A 25430-nucleotide genomic window follows, 5' to 3' on the forward strand; every position below is an offset into this window, starting at 1 on the left:
GAGTCACACATGTCCACATCGACAAATACCCGGCATCCCAAGCCGGAAACCCCGATCGATCATGCCGAAGTACACACGGCACACTTCGCGACCCGATTGCTCCCGCCGAACACCGTCGTGGTCACGGCGCAGGGCGAGATCGACGCGGCGAACTCACAGGAGTTGGTCGACTATGCGATGCGCCACGGCGCTCGCATCCAGAACCTCGTTCTCGATATGAGTGAGGTGGAATTCTTTGGCACTTCTGGCTTTTCGGCGTTGCACACGCTGAATATCCGGTGCGCGGGCGAGTCCATCAAATGGGCTTCGGTGCCAAGTGCGGCGGTGACGAAGCTGTTGGCGATCTGCGATCCCGATTCGGCCCTGCCGTTCTATGAACGCCTCGACAGCGCGCTGTCCGCGGTTGCGGACGAACCGCGGCCGTCACTCCAGCTGATCACGAAGACGCGCTAGCGATTTCGCCAGCAGGCGAGACACGTGCATCTGCGAGATGCCAACGCGCTCGGCGATCTGCGTCTGCGTGAGCGATTCGAAGAATCGCAGCAACAGCACCGTTCGTTCCCGCTCCGGAAGCGCTTCGAGTAACGGCCGCAACGCTTCTCGGTTCTCGATCTGATCGAGTCCCAGATCGACGTCGCCGAGGGTGTCGGCGATCGCCGGGGCATCCTCGGTGCCGCTGCCGCCACTGTCGATCGACAGCGTGTTGTACGAGCTTCCGGCCACCAGACCCTCGATGACCTCGTCGCGGTCCATGTCCAGCTCGGCGGCCAGTTCCGATGCGGTGGGGGCGCGCCCCAGCCGCTGGGACAGTTCCGCGGTCGCGGCGCCCAGCCGTAGGTGAAGTTCCTTTAGTCGGCGGGGCACCTTGACCGACCAGCTGTTGTCGCGGAAGTGGCGGCGGACCTCTCCCATGATCGTCGGCACGGCGAACGAGACGAAGTCCGAACCGGCGTTCACGTCGAACCGGATCACCGCATTGACCAGGCCCACCCGCGCCACCTGAACCAGATCGTCGCGGGATTCCCCGCGGCCATCGAAGCGGCGGGCGATGTGGTCGGCCAACGGCAGGCACCGCTCGACGATGCGGTCGCGTTGCCGCTGGAAGGCCGCCGTGTCTTCGGGCACGCCCTCCAGCTCGCGGAACATGTCGGCGACGTCCGCGTACTCAGAGTTCGAGCGCGACGACGAACCCTGCGAGGTCGACGGGCTCACTGCAGCGAGCTCGCTCGCCTCGTCGTCATCGAAATCCCGAACACCTGTCCTTCCTCAGGGCCCTGCCCGTCCTGGAAGGTCCGCACGTCGTCGGTCAGTGAGCTCAGCACATGCCAGCTGAAGCTGCCGGGTGCCAGGATGTCGGGACTCTTGCATGTCGTCGACGCGTGGATGACAACCGCGTCCTCCTGCGGATCGACAACCAGCAACAGCGTCGCGTCCGGGACTGCGCATCGGATGAGCCGTGTACATGCCTCATCGACGGCCAACCGCAGATCGGCAACGGAGTCGAAGTCCAGATCCTCGTAGGTGGCCACGGCGGCGACGAGTGTCCGAAGCACCGCAAGGTTTTCCAGTGTGGCGGCCACTCGAAGTTCGACCGACCCGGCCTTCCGTTGGTGCCCGTTGTTTGATTTAGCAACGTCGGCCATTTGACCTCCCGGCAATGTTGAAGCGAGGTTACCCCAGGTCGTATCCCAGTTACTCATGGGCACATCCGGAGCCAGCCAAGGCTGACGTGTGCCAAGCAGCGGGGTCGGGTAATCCCCGGTCATGAAGCAAGTGGAGTCGCACGGCCGGCTCGGCGACGCGGACCCGGGGGGTGCCCGGGGACTGCGTCGGATCATTGTCACGGCCGGGCTGGTACTGGTTGGGCTGATCTTGATCGTGGTGGCGATATACGCCGGGGCGTTCGTCATCCTGGCGCCCATGATGCAGTGACGCCGAAGAGTTGGTTGTCCGTGTTGGTTCGTGAGTCGGCATGGTCTGACATCCATACCCTCACCTGGTCACGCGCCAAACATGCGGCTTCGCCGTAGCCAGTTGCGCGGCCCCGGCCTGCGTCGGGTGCGAAGAGGGCAGGGATTCTCCTACCACTACCCCGATGGCTCCCCGGTCACCGATGAAGAGACGCTGAGCCGCATCAAAAACCTCGTGATCCCGCCGGCCTGGAAGAAGGTCTGGATCTGCTCCTATCCCAATGGGCACATCCAGGCGGTCGGAACCGACGCCGCCGGCCGCAGACAGTACCTCTATCACCAGCAGTGGCAGGAGGACCGCAACGAGGAGAAGTTCGACCGGGCGCTGCACATGTCCGCCGCGCTGCCCGAGATGCGGCAGCAGATCGCCTCCGACTTGCGTGGCCGCGGGCTCACCCGCGACCGCGTGATCGCGCTGGCACTGCAGCTGCTCGATCTCGGGTACTTCCGATCGGGATCAGAACAGTACGCCGAAGAGAACAACTCGTTCGGCCTCGCGACGCTGCTCTGTGAGCACGTGACGCTCGCGCAGGATGCCGTCGAGTTCGACTATCCAGCCAAGAGCGGGGTGCGCCGCACCCTGAAGATCGAGGACCCCGAGGTGGTGCGATCGGTGCGTGCGCTTATGCGCAGACCCGACCGCACCGAGCGGTTGCTGGTGTGCCGCAACGGTTCCGGTTGGACCGAGCTGCACGCCGACGATCTCAATGGTCGCTTCAAAGAGCTCGTCGGCGACGAGTACACGGTCAAGGACCTTCGCACCTGGCATGGCACGGTCCTGGCGGCGGCGGCGTTCGTCGATGCCGATCCCCCGGAGAACAAGTCCGTGATCAAGCGAGTGGAATCGGCGGTCATGAAAGAGGTCGCCGAGGAACTCGGCAACACTCCCGCGGTGGCCCGGGGGTCCTACGTCGACCCCCGCGTCGTCGAGGGATACGAGTCCGGCCTCACGATCGCCGCCGCTGCCCGGCGCGCCGCGAAAACCAAAGCGGTGGACAAACGTCAGGCGATTCTGGACAGCGGCACCGCGCGATTGATCCGCAAGGTCGCGAAGGGCAACAAGGGCTAGCGTCCTGTCGCGACAGGGTTTCCCGCACGTCGCGCGGGGTATCCGGCCGCTATGCAAGACAGCGAGAACTTCCCCGACGATATCCCCGTCGACATCCCGGTCGATGACGCCGTCGAGCAGCATCGCGCGATCAACGAGCCGGTTCTCGACGAAGAGGACACCGCGGAACCCCCGACCGAATTGCCGCTCGAGGCGGCGGGCCCCGACTGGCAGGAACAACTTGAAACCGTCGACTTCGACCCCGAAGAGGACATGGATGTCTGATCCGGACGCTGACATCTCATATCCCGACCACACCAACAGCGGCGAGGTACTCGCACCTGTCGGAGGTGAGACGCTCTCCGGCTGACAGGAGTCGCCATGGCGGTTCGCAGTGCACGTGCACATCGGTTACGTGCGGCTCTGTTGCTGGCACTGATCGTTGCGGGGACGGGTCTGCTGGTGACGCGTTGCCCGGCCAACCGTGACGGCATGCCCGGCCAACTCGCCCAGGCCATGCATCGGCGGTTTCCTCGACATCGGCGACCTCGTCACCAACGCGATCGTCGGTTCGCGCTTCGGGCTTCGGGCTGGCGTGGGTCGTCGTCGTCGTGGCGCTGCGAGCGGGCTACAGCAGGTACTCCGCGGCATTGCGCGAAGGCTTAGCCCGGGTTTAGCCCGCACCGCCCCGGGTACCCACCGGTTGCGGGAGATTTCCCCGTGGCCCCCGCTGGAGAAAAGTGGGCACGGCCAATCCACTGCAAATAGCGGAAAGGCAACTATGACCGAGAAGAACAGTGGTCCCGAAGAAGGCATCAAGGGCGCCGTCGAGGACGTGAAGGGTAAGGCCAAGGAAGCGGTTGGCACCGTGACCGGGCGTGACGACATGGTCCGCGAGGGCAAGGCTCAGCAGGACAAGGCCGATGCGCAGCAAGATGCGGCGCAGAAGGAAGCCGAGGCCGAAGCCGCCCGCGGAGGCGCCAAAGCTGCTGAGAAGCGCCAAGAGGCCGAGCAGCGATAGTAAGACCTAACGCGGAAGGGCCCAGCCGACTCGTTCGGCTGGGCCCTTTTCGTGTTCGTCTCTAACTGCTGGGCCGTTGCCGCAGTGCATCGGGATGCTCTGCGTACCAACGGTCTTCGATCCGCCGCACCCGCAGGTGTTCGACCAGCAGCCAGCCGCCGCCGACGATGAATCCCGCAACGGCGACGGACGCCAGCGTCAGGCCGACATCTTGGTGACGCGTGGCGAACGCCGCCAAGCACGAGACGAACAGCACAAGGGCCACCCCGATCACGATGAGCCCCGGCATGATCTTGTTGTCCTTCATCGACTCCCCGGCGTGCGGGCGCGTTGTCCTGGCGTGGTCGACGGGATCTTTCGGGCCTTTCATCGGTACTCCTTTCTCCGACGTACCCTGAAGCCGCCCTGCGTGGGCTGATATCCACGGTAGGCCTACCGGACGGCGTTGTGCCAGAAACGACATCACTGATACGGCGGGTACTGCCGTTCACGCAGGACAGTCGCCAGATGGGCGGCGTTGCGGGCCGCGGCGGCGGTGGTGGAAGCGACCGCCTCGGGCACCTCGTCGAGGTCCTTGTAGTCGCCGGACTGCATGGCCTCGCCGTTCCAGTACGTGCATCCCTGGGCGGGGATGGTGTAGCCGATGTCGTTGAGTCCCTGGAAGCAGTCGGCGACGACCTTGTGCGCCCCGTCCTCGTTTCCGACGACCGCGACCAGCGCCACCTTGCCGACCATCACCGGCCGCTCGGCGTCGTCGGTGTTGGACAGTTCGGCATCCAAGCGCTCGAGCACGCGCTGCGCGACGCTGGAGGGGTGACCGAGCCACACCGGTGTCGCCAGGACCAGGATGTCGCATTCCAGCAGCTTCTCGCGGATGCGGGGCCATTCGTCGCCCTCCCCCATATCCGCCTCCACGCCAGGCGAAATCGCGTAGTCGGCGCAGCGCAGCGACTCGGTCTTCACCCCGCGGGTGCGCAGTTGTGCGCAGACGTGCTCGGCGATCAACTCGCTACTCGACTGTGCCGGACTGCGTTTGAGGCTGCACACCAGCGCGACGGCCGTCAGCGACGGCCGCGGGGCGGTCATCCTCCGACCAACGCGGGCCCGGCGATGGGCGGCATGCTCATGGTCAAAACGAGCAGTGTCATCGTCAGCAGGAACCAGCCGACGCCCTGCCATGCCCACCAGGTCTCACCCCTGCGCCTGGTCTGGTAGGTCCGGAAGAAGGCGCGCAATGAGCCGATCAACAGGACGACCGGTGCACCGAGCGCCAGCATTGTGCGTTGCGGAGCTCCGCACGCCACTGTGTCTGCCGTCGCGCCGCTGCAGGTACTCACCCACACGATGGCGGTGACCACGAACGCAACTCCCACGACGGCGACGATCGCGCCGAAACGCACGGCATCGCGGATTCCTGCGTCGTCCTGTTGGACACGTCCTGGACTCTGATACACGGACGGACTCTCCCGAATTCGCTGGTCAAGACGAGGCAGAGAATTCCCGGCGCCAGGAGCGGGTAAACCTCAGGATGCGACGCGGTTATGCGCGGTGAGCAGCAGCCTGTCGTACGCGCTTCGGGGCGGCAACTCATCGTCGTAGCGCAGTTCGAGGAAGTCCCTGACAATCTGCTCGGCCAACGCCCGTAACTTGGTGTTGGTTTCCTGCGAACGCCACCTGAGCAGTTCGAACGCGGAGTCAGCGCTGATCCGGTAGATGACCATCAGCATGCCCTTTGCCTGCTCGATCAGTGCCCGCGCCTCGGCGATCTCCGCGACCGCCTCGGTGACGATCCGGTCGTGGCGCTGCTGAACCGACGGCGTGACGTCGACGTAGAAGCCGTGGGTCCCGATCACCGTCCCGGTGTCGTCGAACATCTGGTCACCGACCACGACGACGTGGTGCACCTCGCCGTGGGTGTCGACGATGCGGTGCCTGGTGGAGAACGCGCCCGCCGTCCGGCGGATCTCGTCGAGTGTGGCGGCGACCTGGCCGTAGTCGTCGGGATGCTTGTGCGACAGCACCAGTTCCGTGGTGGGCACGACGTCGCCCGCGTAACCGTGCATCCGTTGAACCTGGGGTGCCCACTCCCAGCGCTCATCGGCGAAGAAGTACTTGAACGACCCGACGCGCTGAGGCTCCCCGCCACCGTCGGCATGCTCGATAGGCGTCTGCCCTTCCCCTCCGGCCGCGTCGTCGGTCATAAGTGCAGATTAACCCGGTTACCTGCGACGGAACATTGCAGCTGGTATGAAACTTCGCATATCGGACAGAAGGTTCGACCGCGGGCCGAGCGGCGAGGCATGTCGGCAATGTCGGTGCGCGCCCTTACGATTCGCCGCGTGGTGCTGAAGTGGCTGTTGCTCGCCGGGGTCGCGGCCGGTTTGTCGACTTGGGCGCTGGGGGCCTCACCTTCATGGAGCCTTGTGGTGGCCGTCGTCGCGCCCATGACCCTTGCAGCGGCGCCGCGCTTCGTCCGCGGGGCGCTCGTCGGCTTGCGCACCCCGCACCCACGCGAGGACCCGGCCGCCACGTTGACCGGCACCGAATTCGAGGACTACGTCGCGCGGATCGCACGGTCGAGTGGTGCGCCGGTCATCATGACCCCGCTCAGCGGTGACTGGGGTGTCGACATCATCGTCGGGAAGCGGCCGAATCGTCTTGCCATCCAATGCAAACGGCAGTCGCGCCCTGTCGGCGCAAGTGCGGTGCAGGAAGTGGTCGCCGGTGCACCGATGCAGGAGTGCGCCAGGACCATGGTCGTCACGAACCACGAATTCACCCCTGCTGCACGCAAACTCGCGGAACTGCACGGCTGCGAACTGGTGAGCGGAGCGGAGCTCAGTCGCCTCCGCGCGACGATCCGACGGCTGACCGAGCCCTCAACACCGACCGGGGTCTAGGCGCGCAGCGCGTCGCGCACCGCATCGACCGCGGCGTCGATCTCCTCCCGCGACACCGTCAGCGCCGGCCGGAACCGCACACTGTCGGCACCGCTGCCAAGCATGATCACCCCTCGATCCCACAACTTGGCGAGCAGCTCATCGCGCTGCGCGGAGGACGGCAGACTGAACGCGCACATCAACCCACGACCTCGGACGTCGAGCACCTCGCCGGCGAACTCCTCCGCGAGTTGGAGGAGTCGGTCGAGCAGGTACCGGCCCGTCCCTGCCGCGCGCGCTATCAGGTGGTCCGACTCGATGACCTCCAGAATGCGCCGCGAACGCACCATGTCGGCCAGGTTGCCGCCCCACGTCGAGTTGATCCGGGAACTGACGGCGAAGACGTTGTCGGACACCTCGTCGACGCGTCGTCCGGCCATGATGCCGCACACCTGGGTCTTCTTGCCGAATGCGACCACATCGGGTGCGACTCCCAATTGCTGGTAGGCCCAAGGGGTTCCGGTCATCCCGCAGCCCGTCTGGACCTCGTCGAAGATCAGCAGTGCGTCGAACTCGTCGCACAGAGCCCGCATCGCTGCGAAGAACTGCGGCCGGAAGTGACGGTCGCCGCCCTCACCCTGGATGGGCTCGGCGATGAAGCAGGCGATGTCGTGCGGGTGGCTTTCGAACTCCGCGCGCGCCTGACGGAGCGACTCGGCCTCCACCGCATCCATATCGACCCCTGGCCGCAGGTACGGCGCATCGATGCGGGGCCAGTCGAACTTCGGGAAGCGTGCGACCTTGTTCGGGTCGGTGTTGGTCAGCGAGAGCGTGTAGCCGCTGCGGCCATGGAATGCGCCGCGCAGGTGCAGCACCTTGGTCCCGAGCTCGGGGTCGATTCCGCGAGCCTCGTTGTGCCGGCTCTTCCAGTCGAACGCCACCTTCAGCGCGTTCTCGACGGCCAACGCTCCGCCGTCGACGAAGAACAGGTGAGGCAGTGCGGGGTCGCCGAGCACGCGCGCGAACGTCGCGACGAAACGCGCCATGGGCACGCTGTAGACGTCGGAGTTGCTCGGTTTGTTGATCGCGGCCACCGCGAGTTCGGCACGGAAGCCGTCGTCGTCGGCCAGCGCCGGATGGTTCATCCCCAGCGCCGACGACGCGAAGAACGTGAACATGTCGAGATACCGCTTGCCGGTGCGGGCGTCGACGAGATGCGAGCCGCGCGAGCGGTCGATGTCGAGGACGAGGTCCAGGCCGTCGGCCAGGATGCTGCGGGCCAGCACGTCACGGACGTCGTCCGGGCCGACCGGCGAGGCCGCGGAGGCATCGTGGGCAGAATGCGACAGAACAGCGGTCATAAACCCACTTTAACAGAAGATTTACGGCATTCTGACCATCTGACCGTAACAGTTACGGCACCGAGTCGCGTCTATCGTAAAAAGTTTGTAAGATGATGGTGCTTCGAGTGCGTACGTTCGCCGCCGTTCGGATTCGCTGCAGCAAGTCTTCAAGCGCACGCGCGGACTCGACACGCACGAGCAGCACATAGCTCTCCTCGCCGGCCACCGAGTGACATGACTCGATGGCGTCGATGTGTTCGAGCCGCGCAGGAGCATCATCGGGCTGAGAGGGATCGAGAGGGGTGATGGCGACGAACGCCGACAGCATGTTGCCGACGGCCTCGGGGTTGATCCTGGCCGAGTATCCGACGATCACGCCTCGAGCCTCGAGACGTCGGACCCGTGATTGGACCGCCGACACCGAAAGCCCCGCTACCGACGCGAGGTGGGCCAGCGTGGCCCGTCCGTCGGCGACCAACTCGCGCGCCAGCACCCGGTCGATGTCGTCGAGCGGTTCGCTCATGGCCGCACTGTATCCGAGCAAGGACGTTTGGCGATGAGCTTGACTGTCCCGACGTGGCGGCTGCGTGCGCGGTTCGCGGCGGCATTGTCGCGCCTTTACGCCGCCGAAGTGCCGCTTTACTCCAAGCTCCTCGAGGTCAGTACGGAGGTGAACCGCGAACTGGGCGCGACCGAGCGGGTGACCACGGAGCGCCACGGCGCGATCCGGGTCGGCAGCCCGCGCGAACTCGAGGAGGTGGCAGATCTCTTCGCGGCGTTCGGCATGTATCCGGTCGGTTTTTACGATCTGCGCGACGCCGAATCGCCGGTGCCGGTGGTGTCGACGGCTTTCCGGCCGATTGATGCAGACGAGTTGGAGCGCAACCCGTTTCGGGTGTTCACCTCCATGCTGGCGACGTCCGATCAGCGCTTCTTCTCCCCCGACCTGCGCGCCCGCGTCGAGCGCCGCCTGGCTCACCGGCAGCTGTTCGAGCCCGCGCTGATCGACGAGGCGCGCCGTATAGCCGCCGAGGGCGGCACGGACCGAGAGTCCGCGCAGCGCTTCGTCGCCGCCGCCGTCGCCGCGTTCGCGTTGTCACGGGAGCCGATCGATCGCGGGTGGTACGACGAGCTGAGCCGCGTATCGGCGGTGGCCGCCGACATCGCCGGTGTCGCCACGACGCACATCAATCACCTGACGCCGCGTGTGCTCGACATCGATGAGCTGTATCGGCGGATGTCGCAGCGCGGAGTCGCGATGATCGACGCGATACAGGGCCCGCCCCGCACCTCGGGACCGGATGTGTTGTTGCGGCAGACGTCTTTTCGGGCGCTGGCCGAGCCGCGCCGCTTCCGCGATGACAATGGTGTGGTGTCCGACGGCACGCTGCGGGTGCGCTTCGGTGAGGTCGAGTCGCGAGGGGTGGCGCTGACTCCCGAGGGCAGGCGACGGTATGAGGCCGCGATGAGGACCGTTGATCCGGCCGCGGCTTGGGCCGACCACTTCCCCGCCACCCATGAGGAGATGGCAGCAGCGGGGCTCGCCTACTACCACGGCGGTGATCCGGCGAAACCCGTTGTCTACGAGGACTTCTTGCCTGCCTCGGCGGCGGGCATCTTCCGATCGAATCTCGACACCGACGCGCAGACCTCGGATGGGGCAGACGGGTCGGACTACAGCATGCACTGGATGGCCGGACAGATCGGTCATCACATTCACGATCCCTACGATCTTTATGAGAAGGCCGCGTCATCATGACCACTATGCAGAAATCACAGCTCCCCACCGCCGACGATCTGCGCGCCCGCGTCCGTGACGCACTGGCGGCCGTGGGTTCGCGGGTAGAACTCGGCGAGCCGGGCCAACACGGAGCCGCTCGGCCGGCGACATCCGGTTCACGCTTGCATGCCAGCACGCCCATCATCGGCGACGTGCTGTTCACGATCGCGGAGACCAGTCCCGAGCAGGCCGATACCGCCATTGCCGAAGCCGCGCAGGCGTTTACGTCGTGGCGTACCACCCCGGCACCCGTTCGCGGTGCGCTGGTGGCGCGCCTCGGCGAGCTGCTGATCGAGCACAAGGCCGACGTCGCGACGCTCGTCACGGTGGAGGCCGGCAAGATCACCTCAGAAGCCCTCGGCGAGGTGCAGGAGATGATCGACATCTGCCAGTTCGCCGTCGGCCTCTCACGTCAGCTCTACGGCAAGACCATCGCCTCCGAGCGTCCCGGCCACCGGCTGATGGAGACCTGGCATCCGCTCGGCGTCGTCGGCGTCATCACGGCATTCAACTTCCCGGTGGCGGTTTGGGCCTGGAACACCGCGATCGCATTGGTGTGCGGCGACACCGTCGTATGGAAGCCCTCGGAGCTCACCCCATTGACGGCGCTGGCCTGTCAGGCGTTGATCGAACGCGCAGCCGACGAGGTGGGTGCGCCGCGGGAGGTCAGCCGGCTCATTCAGGGTGGCCGTGAGATCGGCGAGCGCCTCGTCGACGATCCGCGGGTGGCACTGCTGAGCGCGACGGGTTCGGTGCGGATGGGGCAGCAGGTCGGGCCGCGGGTCGCGGCGCGGTTCGGGAAGGTGCTGCTCGAACTCGGCGGCAACAACGCCGCCATCGTCACGCCGTCGGCCGACCTGGACCTCGCGGTGCGCGGCATCGTGTTCTCCGCCGCAGGCACGGCCGGACAGCGATGCACGACCTTGCGCCGCCTGATCGTGCACTCCTCGGTCGCCGACGAACTCGTCGGCCGGATCGTGTCGGCGTACCGGCAGCTGCCGATCGGCGATCCGGCGGCCGACGGCACGCTGGTCGGCCCGCTGATCCACGAAACCGCCTACCGCGACATGGTCAAGGCGCTGGAGCAGGCCCGCGCAGACGGCGGTGAGGTGATCGGGGGTGAGCGCCACGAACTCGGAGACGAGAGCGCCTACTACGTCGCGCCCGCCGTCGTCCGCATGCCCGCACAGACCGACGTGGTGCATACCGAGACGTTCGCACCGATTCTCTACGTGCTGACCTACGAGAACCTGGATGAGGCGATCGCGCTGAACAATGCGGTACCACAGGGTCTTTCGTCGTCGATCTTCACAACGGACGTGCGCGAGGCGGAGCGCTTCATGTCCGCCGACGGCTCGGACTGCGGTATCGCCAACGTCAACATCGGCACGTCGGGCGCCGAGATCGGCGGCGCGTTCGGTGGCGAGAAGCAGACCGGGGGTGGGCGTGAGTCCGGCTCGGACTCATGGAAGGCGTACATGCGCCGGGCGACCAACACGGTCAACTACTCGTCCGAGCTGCCGTTGGCGCAGGGCGTGCACTTCGGCTAGCGCGCTTCGTACGCCGGGCTAGGACTCCAACGCCTTGGCACAGCCGTCGAGGACGGCGAGAAAGCTCCACCGCAGCAGTCGCGAACTCACCGGCTCGAACGCTTTGCCACCCGACCACAGCGGATGGGTGTACTTGGTGATCCAGTCGACGTGGGTGCCTTCGCCCTGAGGTGTGAACGTCAATGTGCCGCCCTCGTGGATGAAGCCGGGGACCGACCGCAGGATGAGATAGGAGAAGCTGCGCGGCGGGTCGTAGGCCGTGTACTCCTCTTCGAACCACATGCCTGTGCCGGTCACCACGCGCACCGCGCCTGCTTTCGGCTCCGAAGAGCCGTTCGCCAGCCTCGCGCCGAGGACGAGCGGCGCCGCCTTGAGGCTCTTCGGGTCGGCCAGCCAGTCGAAGACGCGCTCTGGTGTCGCCGCTATGGCGCGTTCGACGTGCAGTTCGATCACCGGGTCAGCTTACGGCCGGTGTCGCCGGCGGATCATCAGTTGGAAGTCATCACCTCAGCTGTTGGAGTGGCCTCTCGGGCGGCGCGACGGGCACGGCTTTCCCGGAGCGCTTGCCGTGCGGACTCCAGCGTGATGGTGCGTGGATCAACCCCTTCGCGCTCAAAGCCTTGAACCGCAATCGGCAAGTAGAAGAACTTCAGCGGGAGGAGACGCTCGAGGACCGCGTTGACCCGCCGATACATCCGCATGAAGCGGCGCAAGATCTCCTCGTCCTCGGGGGTCCACTCCAAACCGAACAGCTCCTGCACATGGGGCGGGTAACTGTTGACGACGATCTGCCGCCGCGCCGCCACCCACGGCCACACATATTTCTTCATAACGGGGGGCCACCACGATGGCGCCAGACGACGCTCCATGAACTGTTCCAGCATGGCCTCAGTCACCTGTGACTTCACCAGATGATTGCGCTCGATGTTTTCTAGATACCGCTCGAAGTCGTCGTACGTCTCCGGCTGGGAACGATCGTCGACTCCCCAGATGCTGTACCACTCCTTGGATTCCTCGAAGATCTGCTCCTTCATCGCCCGCGGCATGGAGCCTTCGAAATACAACTGCTCGGCTACGTTGATCAGTAGGTGGTAGAAGAAGTTGACATGGCCAAAGTAGAAGGTCTCCGCATTTAACGCGTGGAACGTGCCGCCATGGAGTGTGCCCTTGACGGGCTTGTGCATATTCCGAGTCTTCAGCCCGTATTTCTTCGCCTCTTCGGGAGCCTCGTACACCGCGCCGTAGATGTACTCCCGAGATCTCTGGCGCCGAGCTTTATAGATCTTGTTCCGTGCGCGAAGAGAACTGTCACCGGTAAAAAGAACAGAACCCGCAGTCGCTTGCCCCATCTGCGGCCACGCCCCCGCGATGGGTGGAAGTACACCGTTGCCGAAGAACATCAAATCAACGCGGGCCCAGTACTTCCAGATCAGGGAATGGGCCGGAATGGGGTGCTGCGCAAGATCTTTCCGCGACAAACTGTCATCGCCGGTGAATTCCGTCACCTTCGCTTCTTTAGGAATCACCAGCTCTGGATCGAACGTTGTCTTCATAATTTTGATCAGTGCCCTGATACCCCGGACCGCCATGCAACCCCCTTACGTTGCCGATACCTGTTACTTCGCTGACTCAGTACCTGGCCGAGACCGGGTAGCTGACCGCCTGTCCTCATCACACAACAATTGACATGTCAATTGGGCATAGTCGCACATCAGAGATGATATTGAAATGCCGTCACCCCAATATCGAGTCGAACTACGAGAAGGTTGCTGAGCGGCGCAGTGCGACGCCGGTCACAACGGGGCGGATATGGGCGTTCCACACTTGTTGGACATGTGTCAATTAGACTATCGGCATGTCTGAGCCTCGCCGCCGGCTGTCGCCCGAGGACCGGCGCAAAGAGCTACTCGCGCTCGGCGCTGAGGTTTTCGGCCAACGCCCCTATGACGAGGTCCGCATCGACGAAATCGCCGAGAAGGCAGGCGTTTCCCGCGCGCTGATGTACCACTACTTCCCGGACAAGCGAGCGTTCTTCGCGGCCGTCGTCAGCGCCGAGAGCGAACGGCTCTTCGAAGCGACCAACGCACCGCTTCAGCCCGGCCTGGGTCTCTTCGAGCAGGTTCGCGAGGGCGTCCTCGCCTACCTCCGCTACTACGAGGCGAACCCCAACGTCGCCTGGGCGGCCCACGTCGGTATCGGCCGTTCCGACCCCGTGCTGCGCGGCATCGAGGACGTCGACAACGACCGGCAGGCCGAACGCATCGTCAGCGGTCTCGCGGGTGACCAACTTGACGCCAAGGTCGAACGCGACCTGCGCATCGTCGTCTACGGATGGCTGGCCTTCGTTCTGGAGATGTGCCGGCAGCGGATGCTGGATCCGTCGACCGACGTCAACACCGTCGCCGACGCCTGTACGCACGCCCTGTTCGACCTGGTCGCACGGGTGCCGGGAATTCCGGAATCGCTGGCGGAAGCCATCGCGGCCGCACGTCCCTGAAATATGTCGGTGCCCTCCGGCACGATGGCTGAATGAGCTCCACCGCGCTCGCCCGCTTCAGCCCACTTACCCGTCAGTGGTTCGCGGGCACGTTCGCGGAACCGACGCCCGCCCAGGAGCAGGCCTGGTCGGCAATTGCGGACGGCGACAACACGTTGGTAATCGCCCCCACTGGGTCCGGTAAGACACTTGCCGCGTTCCTGTGGGCCATCGACCGTCTCGCAGCGTCGGAGCCCCGGCCCGCAGGCGCAGGCACGCGGGTGTTGTACGTATCGCCACTGAAGGCGCTGGCCGTCGACGTCGAGCGCAACCTGCGGACACCGTTGACCGGTATCGGCCGCCTCGCCGAGCGCAGCGGGACCGCCGCACCCGACATCTCTGTCGGTGTGCGCTCCGGTGACACCACCCCCGCCCGGCGCCGCGAACTCATTACGCGGCCGCCGGACATCCTCATCACCACTCCGGAATCGCTGTTTCTGATGCTCACCTCGGCGGCGCGCGAAACGCTGACCGAGGTGCAGACGGTCATCGTCGACGAGGTCCATGCCGTGGCCGGCACCAAGCGCGGGGCGCACCTGGCGCTTTCGCTGGAACGGCTCGACCAGCTTCTCGACAAGCCCGCCCAGCGCATCGGGCTGTCCGCGACGGTCCGCCCGCCGGAAGAGGTGGCGCGCTTCCTGTCCGGCCAGGCACGCACCACCATCGTGTCGCCGCCCGCGGCGAAGACGTTCGACCTGTCCGTGACGGTGCCCGTTCCCGACATGGCCAACCTCGAGAACAACACCATCTGGCCCGACGTCGAGGAACGCATCGTCGATCTGATCGAGGCGCACAACAGCTCAATCGTCTTCGCCAATTCGCGGCGACTGGCCGAGCGACTCACCTCGCGCCTCAACGAGATTCACGCCGACCGCACGGGTGTCGAGTTGTCCATGGAGCACAACCCGAAAGTGGGTGGTGGCTTCCCTGCGCAGCTGATGGCCAGCGGAGCGTCGTACGGCGCCCCCACACTGCTGGCCCGCGCGCATCACGGATCGGTCAGCAAGGAGCAACGCGCGCAGGTCGAGGACGACCTCAAGAGCGGCCGGCTCAAGGCCGTCGTCGCGACGTCCAGCCTCGAGCTGGGCATCGACATGGGCGCGGTCGATCTGGTGATCCAGGTCGAGGCGCCGCCGTCGGTGGCCAGTGGTCTGCAGCGGATCGGTCGCGCGGGTCACCAGGTCGGCGAAATCTCCCAGGGCGTGCTGTTTCCCAAGCACCGAACCGATCTCATCGGGTGCGCGGTCACGGTCAAGCGGATGCTCGCCGGGGAGATCGAGACCATGCAGGTGCCTGCGAATCCGCTCGACGTGCTGGCGCAGCACACCGTCGCGGCATGCGCCCTCGAACCACTCGACGCCGACCGCTGGTTCGACGCGGTCCGGCGCAGCGCCCCGTTCGCGACGCTGCCGCGCAGCGCCTTCGAGGCGACGGTGGACCTGCTGTCGGGCAAGTACCCGTCCACCGAGTTCGCCGAACTGCGGCCGCGTTTGGTCTACGACCGTGATACGGGCACACTGACCGCCCGCCCCGGCGCGCAACGGCTCGCGGTGACATCCGGCGGCGCCATCCCCGACCGGGGCCTGTTCACGGTGTACCTGGCCACTGACTCCGAAAAGCCCTCTCGGGTAGGCGAACTCGATGAGGAGATGGTCTACGAGTCCCGCCCGGGCGATGTCATCTCGCTCGGTGCCACGAGCTGGCGCATCACCGAGATCACCCATGACCGGGTGCTGGTCATTCCGGCGCCGGGACAGCCGGCCCGGCTGCCGTTCTGGCGGGGCGACAGCGTCGGGAGACCACCCGAACTGGGGGCAGCGGTCGGTGCGTTCACTGGTGAGCTGGCCCAGCTGGGCCGCGACGAATTCACCGAACGTTGCCGCGCAATGGGTTTCAACGAGTTCGCGACGGACAACCTGTGGCAGCTGCTCGACGAGCAGCGCCAGGCCACCGGCGTGGTGCCGACGGACACGACGTTCGTGGTCGAGCGGTTCCGCGACGAACTTGGCGACTGGCGAGTCATTCTGCACTCCCCCTACGGACTTCGCGTGCACGGACCGCTCGCGCTGGCGGTATCCCGCAGGCTGCGGGAACGGTACGGCATCGACGAGAAGCCGACGGCCTCCGACGACGGCATCATCGTGCGGCTGCCCGATACGGAAGACACGGCACCCGGGGCCGACCTGTTCGTGTTCGACGCCGACGAGATCGAGCCCATCGTCACCGCCGAGGTCGGCGGCTCGGCGCTATTCGCGTCGCGGTTCCGCGAATGTGCCGCCCGCGCACTGCTTCTGCCGCGTCGGCATCCCGGCAAGCGCTCACCGCTGTGGCATCAGCGCCAGCGCGCTGCACAGCTTCTCGACGTCGCCCGCAAGTACCCGGACTTTCCGATCGTGCTGGAGGCGGTGCGCGAATGCCTGCAGGACGTGTACGACGTGCCCGCGCTCACCGAGCTGATGCACCGCGTAGCGCAGCGCCGTCTGCGGCTGGTCGAGGTCGAGACCCCCACGCCCTCGCCGTTCGCGGCGTCCCTGTTGTTCGGCTATGTGGGCGCGTTCATGTACGAGGGCGACAGCCCCCTTGCGGAGCGCCGCGCCGCCGCCCTGTCGCTGGACAGCGTCCTGCTGGCCGAGCTGCTCGGCCGCGTGGAACTGCGCGAGCTACTCGATCCGCAAGTCATCGCCACGACCACCAGTCAGCTGCAGCACCTCAGCGAGGACCGCCGAGCCCGTGACGCCGAGGGTGTGGCCGACCTGTTGCGGGTGCTGGGACCGCTGACCGAGGCGGAGATCGCCGAACGGTGCACCACCACCGAGATCGGCGGATGGCTCGACGGTCTGCGGACCGCCAAACGAGCGCTGACGGTGTCGTTCGCCGACCAGGTGTGGTGGGTGGCCATCGAAGACATCGGGTTGCTGCGCGACGGCGTCGGGGTGGCCGTGCCGGTCGGGGTGCCGACGGCGTTCACCGACTCGGTCGACGATCCGCTTGGCGAGCTGCTCGGCCGCTTCGCCCGCACGCGCGGACCGTTCACCAGCCACGACGCCGCCGCGCGCTTCGGGCTCGGCCTGCGCGTCGCCGCCGACGTGTTGGGCCGAATGGCGATCGACGGCAAGCTGATTCGCGGCGAGTTCACCACTGAGGCGGAGGGCGACCAGTGGTGCGATGCCGACGTGCTGAAGATACTGCGTCGCCGGTCGTTGGCCGCGCTGCGGGCGCAGGTCGAGCCGGTCAGCACCGCCGCGTACGGCCGGTTCCTGCCCGCGTGGCAACAGGTCGGTTCGACACACAACTCGGGGGTCGACGGCCTGGCTCAGGTCATCGAGCAGCTGGCGGGTGTGCCGATACCGGCGTCTTCCGTCGAGCCGTTGGTGTTCGGGCAGCGCGTCCGCGACTATCAGCCGGCGATGCTCGACGAGCTGCTGGCATCGGGTGAGGTCACGTGGTCAGGTGTGGGTCAGATCGGCGGCGGCGACGGCTGGATCGCGTTCCACCAGGCCGATACGGCGCCGTTGACGCTCGCGCCACCTGCCGAGATCGAGTTCACCGACACGCACCGCGCAATCATGGACACCCTCGGACGGGGCGGGGCGTACTTCTTCCGACAGCTGGCGGACAACCCGAACGACGAGCTGAAACAGGCGCTGTGGGAACTGATCTGGGCGGGCTGGGTCACGGGCGATACCTTCGCTCCGGTGCGGGCCCTGCTGTCGGGCCCCCGCCGATCGACCGGCCGCCGCGGTGCGCCCGCGCACCGGCAGCGTCAGCGCCCCCCGCGGCTGAGCCGCTACAGCGTCGCGCATGCTCAGGGCCGACCATCCGACCCGACGGTCGCCGGCCGCTGGTCCGCGCTGCCCACCGCAGAACCGGAATCCACTGTGCGCGCACACTTTCAGGCCGAGTTGCTGCTCAACCGCCACGGTGTGCTGACCAAGGGCGCCGTCGCCGCGGAAGAGGTGCCGGGCGGCTTCGCCATGCTCTACAAGGTGCTGACGGCGTTCGAGGACGCGGGCCGATGCCAGCGCGGGTACTTCGTCGAATCGCTTGGCGGCGCACAGTTCGCGGTGGCCTCGACGGTCGACCGGCTACGTTCATATCTCGACGGCGTCGATCCCGACCATCGCGAGTACCACGCGGTGGTGATGGCCGCCGCCGACCCGGCGAATCCCTACGGTGCGGCGTTGCCGTGGCCCACCCGCAGAATCGCCGAGGACGACGCGACAGACGTGGCGCACCGACCAGGCCGCAAGGCTGGCGCACTGGTCGCGGTCGTCGACGGTGAACTGGTGTGGTTCGTCGAGCGCGGCGGTCGGTCGCTGCTGTCGTTCACCGACGACGCCGAGGCCCACGTCGCGGCCGCCGCCGCGCTGGCCGATCTGGTGAGTGCAGGCCGCGTACAGGGGTTCCTCATCGAGAAGGTCAACGGCGTCTCGGTGTTGGACCCGGGCACCGACAGCCAGCGGGCCGCAGTCCAGGAAGCGCTGTTGGGCGCGGGCTTCTCGCGCACACCAAGGGGTCTACGACTGCGGTGACGGGACGCCTACAGTTCGAGGTATGCCTCTGCGTACGGCTCTGACGGAGATGTTCGGGATCGAGCATCCCGTCGTACTGGCCCCGATGGGAGGCGTCGCGGGTGGCGCGCTGGCCGCCGCCGTTTCCGAGGGCGGCGGACTCGGTCTGATCGGCGCCGGAAGCGGCAACCAGCGATGGGTCGAACGCGAATGCGGCATCGCGAAGGCTGCGACCAGCAGACCGTGGGGTATCGGATTCCTGACCTGGGGCGTGACACCTGAGGTCCTCGAGGCGGCGATCGACCAGTCTCCGTCGGCGATCATGCTTTCGTTTGGTGACCCGGCACCGTTCGCCGACACGATCTCGGCGGCGGGCATTGCGCTGATGGTGCAGGTCTCGTCGATGGACGAGACCAGGCGCGCGCTCGACGTCGGCGCTGATGTGGTTGTGGCGCAAGGGATGGAGGCCGGCGGCCACGGTGGTGGCCGGGCGACGTTGCCGTTCGTGCCGGCGGTCGTCGACATCGCGGGCAGCACACCGGTACTGGCGGCGGGCGGAATCGCCGACGGTCGCGGTCTCGCTGCCGCCCTGGCGCTCGGTGCCGCAGGGGCGATGCTCGGAACCCGCTTCGAAGCCACTCCCGAAGCGCTGCTGGACGCCGACGAGGTCAAGGCGATCCTGACAGCCGAAGCCAGCGACACCACCCGAGGCAGGGCCGTCGACATCGCCGCAGGCGCGGATTGGCCGGCGCAGTATCCAGCCCGCACGCTGCGCAACCGATTCATCGACGAATGGCAGGACCGCGTCGCCGAGCTCGACGATGCGGTGCGGCAGGAGTACCGCGCGGGGGTCGAACGACGGGACTTCGACTACGTGCCGATCTGGGCGGGCGAAGCCGTCGACCTGATCGCCGAACAGGAAAGCGCAAGCGTCCTGGTCGGCCGGATCGCGGAGCAGGCCGAGCGGGCACTCGCCGTCGCGGGCAAACATGCCTGAAGGCGACACCGTCTGGCACACCGCAGCCCGTCTGCGCGAAGCGCTGGAGGGAAAAACGCTGACACGCTGCGATATTCGCGTCCCCAAGTACGCGACCGTCGACTTGACCGGCCAGGTCGTCGACGAGGTTCTCAGCCGCGGAAAGCATCTGTTCATCCGTGTCGGCCAGGCCAGCATCCACTCCCATCTGAAGATGGACGGCAGCTGGAAGGTCAACCCGATTAACAGGCCCAGTCGCGCCGGGCACCGCATCCGGATCATCCTGGAAACCGCCGACGTTCAGGCCGCGGGTATCGACCTCGGCGTGCTGGAGGTCCTGCCGCGCGCCGACGACATGGACGTCGTCGCGCACCTCGGCCCCGATCTGCTGGGATCAGACTGGGAGCCACGCATCGCAGCAGCCAACCTGACCGCCGACCCGGACCGACCGCTTGCCGAGACGCTGCTGGACCAACGCGTTCTCGCAGGCGTCGGAAACGTGTATGCCAACGAGTTGTGCTTCGTCTTCGGCCACCTGCCGACCTCACCGGTCAATGACGTCCGCGATCCGCTGCGGTTGGTTCAGCGGGCACGTGACATGTTGTGGCTCAACCGATCCCGCACCAACCGCACCACCACCGGCGACACCCGGCGCGGCCAACAGGTTTGGGTCTACGGCCGCGCCGGTGAACCGTGCCGCCGCTGCGGCACACCGATCAAGTCCGAGAACACCGGCGACCGCATCAGCTTCTGGTGCCCGAACTGTCAGACCTAGCTCTCGTAGTAGTCGTTACCGCGGGAGAACTCGACGAACGTGCACGCCTGCTCGCCCACCGTCCACGCGTCGTGCCCGGGCGGCAGCAACATGACGTCACCGGCCGAGAACACCTCTTCGGAGCCGTCGGCCATCCGCACCGCGAGTGCACCGCCCGTGACGACGGCGACGTGCGGGAGCTCGCACAGGTCAGTGCCCGCGTACTCCTTCAGGTCGTTGGACCATCGGGCCCCGGTATCGAAGGTCACCTGTGTCACCGACACCCCGTTCAGCACGGCGGTGCGCTTGGAGATCAGTCCGTGGACGTCGCTTTCGATATCGGCGAAGCGGGCCTTCTGCATTGCGGGGTGATAGTTGCCCATTCGGCGATTCGTATCACGCGCGACAGCCGCCGGCCACAGTAAAACTCACGGCAAGCCCTTCGCCGAAACTACGGTTTCTGACGGATTTCGGCCGATTCTCGTCAGAAACCGTAGTCTCGGCGAGCGGCGAGGGGGCGCCGAGTGGCTATGACCGCTACGGCAGGGCCAGCCTGACGATCTTGCGCACGACCGTCCCGAACTGGCGCAGCAGCGGGCCCTTGTTGTACGGGATGCCGTACCGGCGGCAGATGTCCTGCACCTCCGGCGCGATCTCGGCATGACGATGGGCGGGGATGTCGGGGAACAGATGGTGCTCGATCTGGAACGACAGATTCCCGCTGAGGATGTGAAAGAGCCTGCCACCGGTCAGGTTCGCCGACCCGAGAATCTGACGGAAGTACCACTGGCCGCGTGTCTCGGCCTTGGTCTCCTCGATCGAGAACTCCTGGACGTCTTCTGGGAAGTGGCCGCAGAAGATGATCATGTATGACCAGACGTTGCGCATCAGGTTAGCGGTCATGTTGCCCGCGAACACCCACGGTGCGAACGGTCCGGCCAGCAGCGGGAAGGCCGCGTAGTCCTTGAGCGTCTGCCGCTTCGTCTTACGCCAAATCCCTTCCAGGATATCGCGCTTGTCCGCGATCGAGATCTCTCCCGCGGTGATTCGCTCGGTCTCCAGTTCGTGCAGCGCGACGCCGTACTGGAACAGCACCATCAGCAGGAACGCGTACACCGGATTGCCGAGGAAGTACGGCCGCCACTTCTGGTCTTCGCTCATCCGCAGAATGCCGTAGCCCACATCGCGATCCATGCCCACGATGTTCGTGTACGTGTGGTGCATGAAGTTGTGCGAGTGACGCCACTGGTCGGCCGGGCATGCGGTGTCCCATTCGAAGTTCTTGCTCGACAGTGCCGGATCGCCCGTCCAGTCGTACTGGCCGTGCATCACGTTGTGGCCGATCTCCATGTTGTCGAGGATCTTCGACAACCCCAGCATCGCGGTACCTGCGAGCCAGAACGGCGGGAAGATGCCGCCGAACAGCAGCGCACGACCCGCTACCTCCAAACCGCGCTGCGCCTTGATGATTCGACGGATGTAGGTGGTGTCGCACTCCCCCAGATCGGCGATGATCCGCTCCTTGAGCGCGTCGAGTTCACGACCGAACGCGTCCGCCTGCTCGGGGGACATCGTCACGGTCTTGCCCGCGACGGTCTTGCTGATGGTCTGCGGCTGTGTGCCGATAGCAGTTGTCATTGAAATGACTCCTTTGCTCAGAGCGTCAGGTCGACATCGCCGACGGGCACGGACACGCAGATCTGCACGTCCTCCTCGTCGGTCGTCGACACCGCGCCGGTGATCAGGTTGCGCACTGCACCGCGGGTCTTGCGGCGGGTGCAGCTGTGGCAGATGCCCATTCGGCATCCGCTCTCCGGGTTCAGGCCCGCGGCCTCCGCCTGTTCGAGAAGCGGTCGGCCGTCGTCGGCGATGTCGACGGCCGCGTCGGTGAATGTCACCCGGCCACCGGAGGATTCGGCCGGAACCGTGAAGACCGGCGGGACGAAGCTCTCCGACTTCGCGCCGGGAAGGTGCGCACGCACCGCCTCGACGAGCGCCGGCGGTCCGCACACGTAGGTGTCGGTGTCAGGTCCGGGGTCGATGACCGCGAGGTGCTCGGCGCCGAAATGTCCGGTGAGGTCGCCCCCGTCGCCGCGGGTGTAACCGTGCAGCACCCGCACGCCCGCCATCGCGGACAGCTCGTCGGCGTAACACGCCTCCTCGCGGGTGCGTGCGTAGTGGACGAACGTGATCTCGCGGTCGGTGCCCTCCGCCCGCAGCGTGCGCAGCATAGACATCACCGGGGTGATGCCGCTGCCGCCCGAGATGAACAGGATGCTCCGCGGAGCCGCCCCGACGGCGACATTCTGCCCGGACCGAACCGCGGGCATGACGAAGTCGCCGCCGACCGAATCGAGGCCGACCACCATGCCCGGTCGGGCGTGCTGATTCAGGTACGTCGAGACCAGCCCGCCGTCGTGGTGGCCGATGGTCAGCTCGATGTAAGGGGACCCCTCGGCGCTGGCCGGAGAGTACGGGCGGGTGCGGCGACGGCCGTCGATCTCGACCGTGAGGTTGATGTGCTGCCCGGCCGAAAACCCGGTGAACGCCTGATTCGGCTCGAGGGTGAGCGTGACGCTGCGCGGCGTCTGCCTGCGCACGGCGACCACTTTCGCGCGGGGGTCGCGCTCGGTCCATGTCGGTTCGACTAGCTCGGTGTACCGGTCGACGCCGTGCGGACCGGTGAGCAGGTCGACCAGCGGCGAGCGGAGCACCTTGCCCCGCCAACCGCGTGTCAAAGTTTGGGTGAACATGTGTACACCGTGCGCCGCCTAAGAGGTCGGCGTCAACAGATTCGCCCAGGTTGTGGTAGGTTTCACAGAGTGAACAGTCGTACGCCCAGTTCACGAACGAGCCGTTCAGGCAGGTCAAGCAAGTCCCGGACCCGCGACACCCTCTCCAGAGAGCAACGCAAGGAGGCCACCCGGCGGGCGATCGTCGCCGCTGCCCTGCGCCTCCTGGAGGACCGCTCCTTCGCCACCCTGTCCCTGCGAGAAGTCACTCGTGAGGCGGGCATCGTGCCCGCGGCGTTCTACCGCCATTTCGATTCGATGGAGGCGCTGGGACTCGTCCTCATCGACGAGTCCTTCCGCGCGCTTCGCGACATGCTGCGCGGTGCACGGGCGGGCCGGCTCGATCCGAACCGGGTCATCGAGTCGTCGGTGGACATCCTGATCGAGGGCGTCAACGAGCGCCGGGAGCACTGGCGCTTCATCGGCCGCGAGCGCTCCAGCGGGGTGAGCGTGCTGCGGTACGCCATCCGCACCGAGATCCGGCTGATCACGTCGGAGCTGGCGATCGACCTCGCCCGCTTTCCCGGGCTGAACACCTGGAGCGGCGAGGATCTCAACATCCTGGCCAGCCTGATCGTCAACGCGATGATCTCGATCGCCGAATCCATCGAGGACGCCAGCGACTCCGTCGCGCTCGACGAGATCAGGCGCATCGCGGTCAAGCAGCTTCGGATGATCGTCGTGGGCGTCGCCGGCTGGCGTAGCACCATCTGACGCCGTCCGGCACAGGGCTAACGTGTCGCCCATGCCTCATCTCGAATTGACGTATCCCCGGCCCGACATCGCCGTCCTGACCCTGAACCGGCCGGAGAAGCTCAACGCGCTCTCCTATGACTTGGTGCAGGACCTGCACGCGACCCTCGACGCGATCCGCGACAACAACGAGTGCCGGGTCGTGGTGCTCACCGGTGCGGGACGAGGGTTCTGCTCGGGTCTGGACCTGACGGACCCGAACCCGAACAAAGCCGGTGGCGGGACGGAGTTCCCGCGTGCGGGTATGCGATGGCAGGAACGCATCGCCGACCTCACCACGAAGATCCATCGCCTCCGCCAGCCGGTGATCGCCGCGGTCAACGGCCCGGCTTACGGCGGCGGCATGGGGATCGCACTGGCCTGCGATATCCGGATCGCGTCCGAGTCGGCGCGGTTCTGCACCCAGTTCATCAAACTCGGGCTCGGCGGCTGCGACATCGGCGTGAGCTACACGCTCCCCCGCATTGTCGGGGCGGGGCCGGCCTTCGACCTGATTCTGACCGCGCGGGTGGTCGAGGCCGACGAGGCGCTCCGAATCGGCATGGTGTCGCGGGTGTGCCCCGACGCGACCGTGGTCGACGAGGCGATGGCGATCGCCGAAACCCTATGTGGTTACGGGAAATTCGGGGTGGAGTCGACGAAACAGGTGCTGTGGGCCAACCTCGAGGCGTCGAGCCTGGAGGCCGCGCTGCATGTCGAGAACCGCAGCCAGATCCTGGCGTCGACGGGCGGGGTGATGGCCGAGGCTACCGAGGCGTTCCGCCACCGTCAGCGATGATCACCGTTCCGGTCATATAGCTTCCGGCGTCGGAGGCCAGAAGCAGTGCCGCGCCCACCATCTCATCCGGCTGGGCGAGGCGTTTCATCAGCATGCTGACCGACATCCGGTCGATCGCCTCCTGCGGGTTGTTGCGCATCATGTCGGTGTCGACAGGGCCGGGCGCGATGGCGTTCACCCGGATTCCGAACGATGCGTACTCGGCGGCCATCGATCGGGTGAAGGACATCAGGGCCGCCTTGTTCGACGAATAGATCGCCGTCCCCGGCGCAAAGTTGAACGCCCCGACCGAGATCATGTTGATCACCGCGGCATGGGAACTGGCCTTCAGATGCGGCAGCGCCGCCTGCACGAGGAACACCGGTCCCCGGACGTTGACCTCGTACGATTTCGTCAAGGCATCTGGCGTCATCGCGCCGACGGGCTGGGTCAGCGCGTTGGCCGCGTTGTTCACCACCACGTCGATGCCGCCGAACTCCTCGACCGTCCTGTCCACGAGAGCCTCGAGCGCGCCGACGTCGCCGATGTGGGTCGGGACGCCGATGGCCTGTCCACCGAGTTCGCGCAGGTGCTTGGCGGCCTCCTCGCAGGCGTCAGGCTTGCGGCTGGCGACGGCCACGCGGGCCCCGGCCAGAATGAATCCCTCGGCGAGCGAAAGCCCGATGCCGCGAGTGCCGCCCGTGACGATCACGGTGCGGTCGGTCATGTCGAAGAGACGGTCAAATGTTGTGCGGTCCAC

The 25430-nt window shown here is 66.3% G+C and carries 28 protein-coding genes; 14 read left to right on the plus strand and 14 right to left on the minus strand.

Annotation, left to right across the window (positions count from 1 at the left end):
- The first annotated feature begins 9 nt into the window (after positions 1–9).
- The gene (locus G6N43_RS25490; RefSeq protein WP_083154450.1) at positions 10–453 is read left to right on the plus strand and encodes an STAS domain-containing protein; all 444 of its coding nucleotides are present in this window, start codon (positions 10–12) and stop codon (positions 451–453) included.
- Here G6N43_RS25490 and G6N43_RS25495 read toward each other — a convergent pair.
- Together G6N43_RS25495 and G6N43_RS25500 are read right to left on the minus strand one after the other, a co-directional pair.
- The gene (locus G6N43_RS25495) at positions 424–1146 is read right to left on the minus strand and encodes an RNA polymerase sigma factor SigF (protein WP_275989105.1); all 723 of its coding nucleotides are present in this window, start codon (positions 1144–1146) and stop codon (positions 424–426) included. The two genes, G6N43_RS25490 and G6N43_RS25495, sit on opposite strands and share 30 nt — an antisense overlap.
- Before the next feature lie 62 nt (positions 1147–1208).
- Positions 1209–1643 carry an ATP-binding protein gene (locus tag G6N43_RS25500; RefSeq protein ID WP_083154368.1) on the minus strand — a complete coding sequence of 145 codons (435 nt, stop codon included), beginning with the start codon at positions 1641–1643 and terminating at the stop codon, positions 1209–1211.
- 121 nt (positions 1644–1764) lie between these two features.
- Between G6N43_RS25500 and G6N43_RS30460 the strand changes: the two genes are divergently transcribed.
- The 4 genes from G6N43_RS30460 (at position 1765) to mbp1 (ending at position 4039) form a co-directional block, all read left to right on the plus strand.
- Entirely contained in the window at positions 1765–1932 is a 168-nt protein-coding gene (locus tag G6N43_RS30460) for a hypothetical protein (protein WP_165761887.1), read from the plus strand.
- 81 nt (positions 1933–2013) lie between these two features.
- Positions 2014–3039 (plus strand): DNA topoisomerase IB, encoded by a 1026-nt coding sequence (locus G6N43_RS25505; RefSeq protein ID WP_083154370.1) that lies wholly within the window; start codon positions 2014–2016, stop codon positions 3037–3039.
- A 51-nt stretch (positions 3040–3090) separates the two neighbouring features.
- Entirely contained in the window at positions 3091–3303 is a 213-nt protein-coding gene (locus G6N43_RS25510; protein ID WP_083154372.1) for a hypothetical protein, read from the plus strand.
- Between the two features lie 496 nt (positions 3304–3799).
- Positions 3800–4039 (plus strand): microaggregate-binding protein 1, encoded by a 240-nt coding sequence (gene mbp1 / locus G6N43_RS25515; RefSeq protein ID WP_083154374.1) that lies wholly within the window; start codon positions 3800–3802, stop codon positions 4037–4039.
- A gap of 61 nt (positions 4040–4100) precedes the next feature.
- Here the strand turns inward: mbp1 and usfY are convergent, their stop codons facing one another.
- The 4 genes from usfY to G6N43_RS25535 form a co-directional block, all read right to left on the minus strand.
- Complete coding sequence (usfY, locus tag G6N43_RS25520; RefSeq protein ID WP_083154377.1) at positions 4101–4409, minus strand: protein UsfY; 309 nt, start codon at positions 4407–4409, stop codon at positions 4101–4103.
- 92 nt (positions 4410–4501) lie between these two features.
- Positions 4502–5125 (minus strand): flavodoxin family protein, encoded by a 624-nt coding sequence (locus G6N43_RS25525; RefSeq protein ID WP_083154379.1) that lies wholly within the window; start codon positions 5123–5125, stop codon positions 4502–4504.
- On the minus strand, positions 5122–5493 hold the full coding sequence (locus G6N43_RS25530; protein WP_083154381.1) for a hypothetical protein: 372 nt from the start codon (positions 5491–5493) through the stop codon (positions 5122–5124). Before G6N43_RS25530 ends, G6N43_RS25525 begins: the two co-directional genes overlap by 4 nt.
- Positions 5494–5562: 69 nt before the next feature.
- Positions 5563–6240, minus strand: coding sequence for a PAS and ANTAR domain-containing protein (locus G6N43_RS25535; protein ID WP_083154383.1), 678 nt, complete (start codon positions 6238–6240; stop codon positions 5563–5565).
- A 108-nt stretch (positions 6241–6348) separates the two neighbouring features.
- Between G6N43_RS25535 and G6N43_RS25540 the strand changes: the two genes are divergently transcribed.
- Positions 6349–6939 carry a restriction endonuclease gene (locus G6N43_RS25540; RefSeq protein ID WP_110810471.1) on the plus strand — a complete coding sequence of 197 codons (591 nt, stop codon included), beginning with the start codon at positions 6349–6351 and terminating at the stop codon, positions 6937–6939.
- On the opposite strand, the gene lat is transcribed toward G6N43_RS25540, so the two are convergent.
- A complete protein-coding gene (gene lat / locus G6N43_RS25545; RefSeq protein ID WP_083154385.1) occupies positions 6936–8279 on the minus strand; it encodes an L-lysine 6-transaminase in 1344 nt (447 codons plus the stop codon). The two genes, G6N43_RS25540 and lat, sit on opposite strands and share 4 nt — an antisense overlap.
- A 52-nt stretch (positions 8280–8331) precedes the next feature.
- On the minus strand, positions 8332–8784 hold the full coding sequence (locus G6N43_RS25550; protein WP_083154387.1) for an Lrp/AsnC family transcriptional regulator: 453 nt from the start codon (positions 8782–8784) through the stop codon (positions 8332–8334).
- 33 nt (positions 8785–8817) lie between these two features.
- Between G6N43_RS25550 and hglS the strand changes: the two genes are divergently transcribed.
- Entirely contained in the window at positions 8818–10020 is a 1203-nt protein-coding gene (hglS, locus tag G6N43_RS25555) for a 2-oxoadipate dioxygenase/decarboxylase (protein WP_083154389.1), read from the plus strand.
- A complete protein-coding gene (gene amaB / locus G6N43_RS25560) occupies positions 10017–11591 on the plus strand; it encodes an L-piperidine-6-carboxylate dehydrogenase (RefSeq protein ID WP_083154391.1) in 1575 nt (524 codons plus the stop codon). Before hglS ends, amaB begins: the two co-directional genes overlap by 4 nt.
- An 18-nt stretch (positions 11592–11609) precedes the next feature.
- On the opposite strand, the gene G6N43_RS25565 is transcribed toward amaB, so the two are convergent.
- The gene (locus G6N43_RS25565; RefSeq protein ID WP_083154393.1) at positions 11610–12044 is read right to left on the minus strand and encodes an SRPBCC family protein; all 435 of its coding nucleotides are present in this window, start codon (positions 12042–12044) and stop codon (positions 11610–11612) included.
- Positions 12045–12079: 35 nt separating this feature from the next.
- Entirely contained in the window at positions 12080–13180 is a 1101-nt protein-coding gene (locus G6N43_RS25570; protein ID WP_083154395.1) for an oxygenase MpaB family protein, read from the minus strand.
- 266 nt (positions 13181–13446) lie between these two features.
- Between G6N43_RS25570 and G6N43_RS25575 the strand changes: the two genes are divergently transcribed.
- From G6N43_RS25575 to nei2, 4 genes are read left to right on the plus strand one after another with little or no spacing between them, the layout of a single operon-like run.
- Positions 13447–14088: a TetR/AcrR family transcriptional regulator gene (locus G6N43_RS25575; protein WP_083154397.1), complete on the plus strand. Its 642-nt coding sequence runs from the start codon at positions 13447–13449 to the stop codon at positions 14086–14088.
- Positions 14089–14120: 32 nt separating this feature from the next.
- Complete coding sequence (locus G6N43_RS25580) at positions 14121–18659, plus strand: ATP-dependent helicase (protein WP_083154399.1); 4539 nt, start codon at positions 14121–14123, stop codon at positions 18657–18659.
- A gap of 22 nt (positions 18660–18681) precedes the next feature.
- Positions 18682–19635 (plus strand): NAD(P)H-dependent flavin oxidoreductase, encoded by a 954-nt coding sequence (locus tag G6N43_RS25585; protein WP_083154400.1) that lies wholly within the window; start codon positions 18682–18684, stop codon positions 19633–19635.
- A complete protein-coding gene (nei2, locus tag G6N43_RS25590) occupies positions 19628–20389 on the plus strand; it encodes an endonuclease VIII Nei2 (RefSeq protein WP_083154402.1) in 762 nt (253 codons plus the stop codon). The genes G6N43_RS25585 and nei2 overlap by 8 nt, the downstream gene beginning before the upstream one ends.
- Here the strand turns inward: nei2 and G6N43_RS25595 are convergent.
- The 3 genes from G6N43_RS25595 to G6N43_RS25605 all read right to left on the minus strand — a co-directional run bounded on the left by G6N43_RS25595 (position 20386) and on the right by G6N43_RS25605 (position 23121).
- The gene (locus G6N43_RS25595; RefSeq protein ID WP_083154404.1) at positions 20386–20751 is read right to left on the minus strand and encodes a cupin domain-containing protein; all 366 of its coding nucleotides are present in this window, start codon (positions 20749–20751) and stop codon (positions 20386–20388) included. The two genes, nei2 and G6N43_RS25595, sit on opposite strands and share 4 nt — an antisense overlap.
- A 154-nt stretch (positions 20752–20905) precedes the next feature.
- Positions 20906–22006, minus strand: a complete 1101-nt coding sequence (locus G6N43_RS25600; protein ID WP_083154406.1) for a fatty acid desaturase family protein — start codon at positions 22004–22006, stop codon at positions 20906–20908.
- 17 nt (positions 22007–22023) lie between these two features.
- Positions 22024–23121: a ferredoxin reductase gene (locus G6N43_RS25605; protein WP_083154408.1), complete on the minus strand. Its 1098-nt coding sequence runs from the start codon at positions 23119–23121 to the stop codon at positions 22024–22026.
- A 69-nt stretch (positions 23122–23190) separates the two neighbouring features.
- On the opposite strand from G6N43_RS25605, the gene G6N43_RS25610 reads away from it, so the two are divergent.
- Both G6N43_RS25610 and G6N43_RS25615 read left to right on the plus strand, forming a co-directional pair.
- Positions 23191–23874, plus strand: coding sequence for a TetR family transcriptional regulator (locus G6N43_RS25610; RefSeq protein ID WP_083154412.1), 684 nt, complete (start codon positions 23191–23193; stop codon positions 23872–23874).
- A 31-nt stretch (positions 23875–23905) separates the two neighbouring features.
- Positions 23906–24691, plus strand: a complete 786-nt coding sequence (locus G6N43_RS25615; RefSeq protein ID WP_083154415.1) for an enoyl-CoA hydratase/isomerase family protein — start codon at positions 23906–23908, stop codon at positions 24689–24691.
- Here G6N43_RS25615 and G6N43_RS25620 read toward each other — a convergent pair.
- Complete coding sequence (locus tag G6N43_RS25620; protein ID WP_083154417.1) at positions 24660–25430, minus strand: SDR family NAD(P)-dependent oxidoreductase; 771 nt, start codon at positions 25428–25430, stop codon at positions 24660–24662. The two genes, G6N43_RS25615 and G6N43_RS25620, sit on opposite strands and share 32 nt — an antisense overlap.

Origin of the sequence: Mycolicibacterium moriokaense (assembly GCF_010726085.1) — a bacterium.
Classification (GTDB): Bacteria; Actinomycetota; Actinomycetes; order Mycobacteriales; family Mycobacteriaceae; genus Mycobacterium; species Mycobacterium moriokaense.

What these genes read in the sequence shown, in the direction of transcription:
- G6N43_RS25490 (WP_083154450.1), top strand. Translation starts at nt 10, where the DNA reads ATGTCCACATCGACAAATACCCGGCATCCCAAGCCGGAAACCCCGATC.
- G6N43_RS25495 (WP_275989105.1), bottom strand. Translation starts at nt 1,146, where the DNA reads ATGTTCCGCGAGCTGGAGGGCGTGCCCGAAGACACGGCGGCCTTCCAG.
- G6N43_RS25500 (WP_083154368.1), bottom strand. Translation starts at nt 1,643, where the DNA reads ATGGCCGACGTTGCTAAATCAAACAACGGGCACCAACGGAAGGCCGGG.
- G6N43_RS30460 (WP_165761887.1), top strand. Translation starts at nt 1,765, where the DNA reads ATGAAGCAAGTGGAGTCGCACGGCCGGCTCGGCGACGCGGACCCGGGG.
- G6N43_RS25505 (WP_083154370.1), top strand. Translation starts at nt 2,014, where the DNA reads ATGCGGCTTCGCCGTAGCCAGTTGCGCGGCCCCGGCCTGCGTCGGGTG.
- G6N43_RS25510 (WP_083154372.1), top strand. Translation starts at nt 3,091, where the DNA reads ATGCAAGACAGCGAGAACTTCCCCGACGATATCCCCGTCGACATCCCG.
- mbp1 (WP_083154374.1), top strand. Translation starts at nt 3,800, where the DNA reads ATGACCGAGAAGAACAGTGGTCCCGAAGAAGGCATCAAGGGCGCCGTC.
- usfY (WP_083154377.1), bottom strand. Translation starts at nt 4,409, where the DNA reads ATGAAAGGCCCGAAAGATCCCGTCGACCACGCCAGGACAACGCGCCCG.
- G6N43_RS25525 (WP_083154379.1), bottom strand. Translation starts at nt 5,125, where the DNA reads ATGACCGCCCCGCGGCCGTCGCTGACGGCCGTCGCGCTGGTGTGCAGC.
- G6N43_RS25535 (WP_083154383.1), bottom strand. Translation starts at nt 6,240, where the DNA reads ATGACCGACGACGCGGCCGGAGGGGAAGGGCAGACGCCTATCGAGCAT.
- G6N43_RS25540 (WP_110810471.1), top strand. Translation starts at nt 6,349, where the DNA reads ATGTCGGTGCGCGCCCTTACGATTCGCCGCGTGGTGCTGAAGTGGCTG.
- lat (WP_083154385.1), bottom strand. Translation starts at nt 8,279, where the DNA reads ATGACCGCTGTTCTGTCGCATTCTGCCCACGATGCCTCCGCGGCCTCG.
- G6N43_RS25550 (WP_083154387.1), bottom strand. Translation starts at nt 8,784, where the DNA reads ATGAGCGAACCGCTCGACGACATCGACCGGGTGCTGGCGCGCGAGTTG.
- hglS (WP_083154389.1), top strand. Translation starts at nt 8,818, where the DNA reads ATGAGCTTGACTGTCCCGACGTGGCGGCTGCGTGCGCGGTTCGCGGCG.
- amaB (WP_083154391.1), top strand. Translation starts at nt 10,017, where the DNA reads ATGACCACTATGCAGAAATCACAGCTCCCCACCGCCGACGATCTGCGC.
- G6N43_RS25570 (WP_083154395.1), bottom strand. Translation starts at nt 13,180, where the DNA reads ATGGCGGTCCGGGGTATCAGGGCACTGATCAAAATTATGAAGACAACG.
- G6N43_RS25575 (WP_083154397.1), top strand. Translation starts at nt 13,447, where the DNA reads ATGTCTGAGCCTCGCCGCCGGCTGTCGCCCGAGGACCGGCGCAAAGAG.
- G6N43_RS25580 (WP_083154399.1), top strand. Translation starts at nt 14,121, where the DNA reads ATGAGCTCCACCGCGCTCGCCCGCTTCAGCCCACTTACCCGTCAGTGG.
- G6N43_RS25585 (WP_083154400.1), top strand. Translation starts at nt 18,682, where the DNA reads ATGCCTCTGCGTACGGCTCTGACGGAGATGTTCGGGATCGAGCATCCC.
- nei2 (WP_083154402.1), top strand. Translation starts at nt 19,628, where the DNA reads ATGCCTGAAGGCGACACCGTCTGGCACACCGCAGCCCGTCTGCGCGAA.
- G6N43_RS25595 (WP_083154404.1), bottom strand. Translation starts at nt 20,751, where the DNA reads ATGGGCAACTATCACCCCGCAATGCAGAAGGCCCGCTTCGCCGATATC.
- G6N43_RS25600 (WP_083154406.1), bottom strand. Translation starts at nt 22,006, where the DNA reads ATGACAACTGCTATCGGCACACAGCCGCAGACCATCAGCAAGACCGTC.
- G6N43_RS25605 (WP_083154408.1), bottom strand. Translation starts at nt 23,121, where the DNA reads ATGTTCACCCAAACTTTGACACGCGGTTGGCGGGGCAAGGTGCTCCGC.
- G6N43_RS25615 (WP_083154415.1), top strand. Translation starts at nt 23,906, where the DNA reads ATGCCTCATCTCGAATTGACGTATCCCCGGCCCGACATCGCCGTCCTG.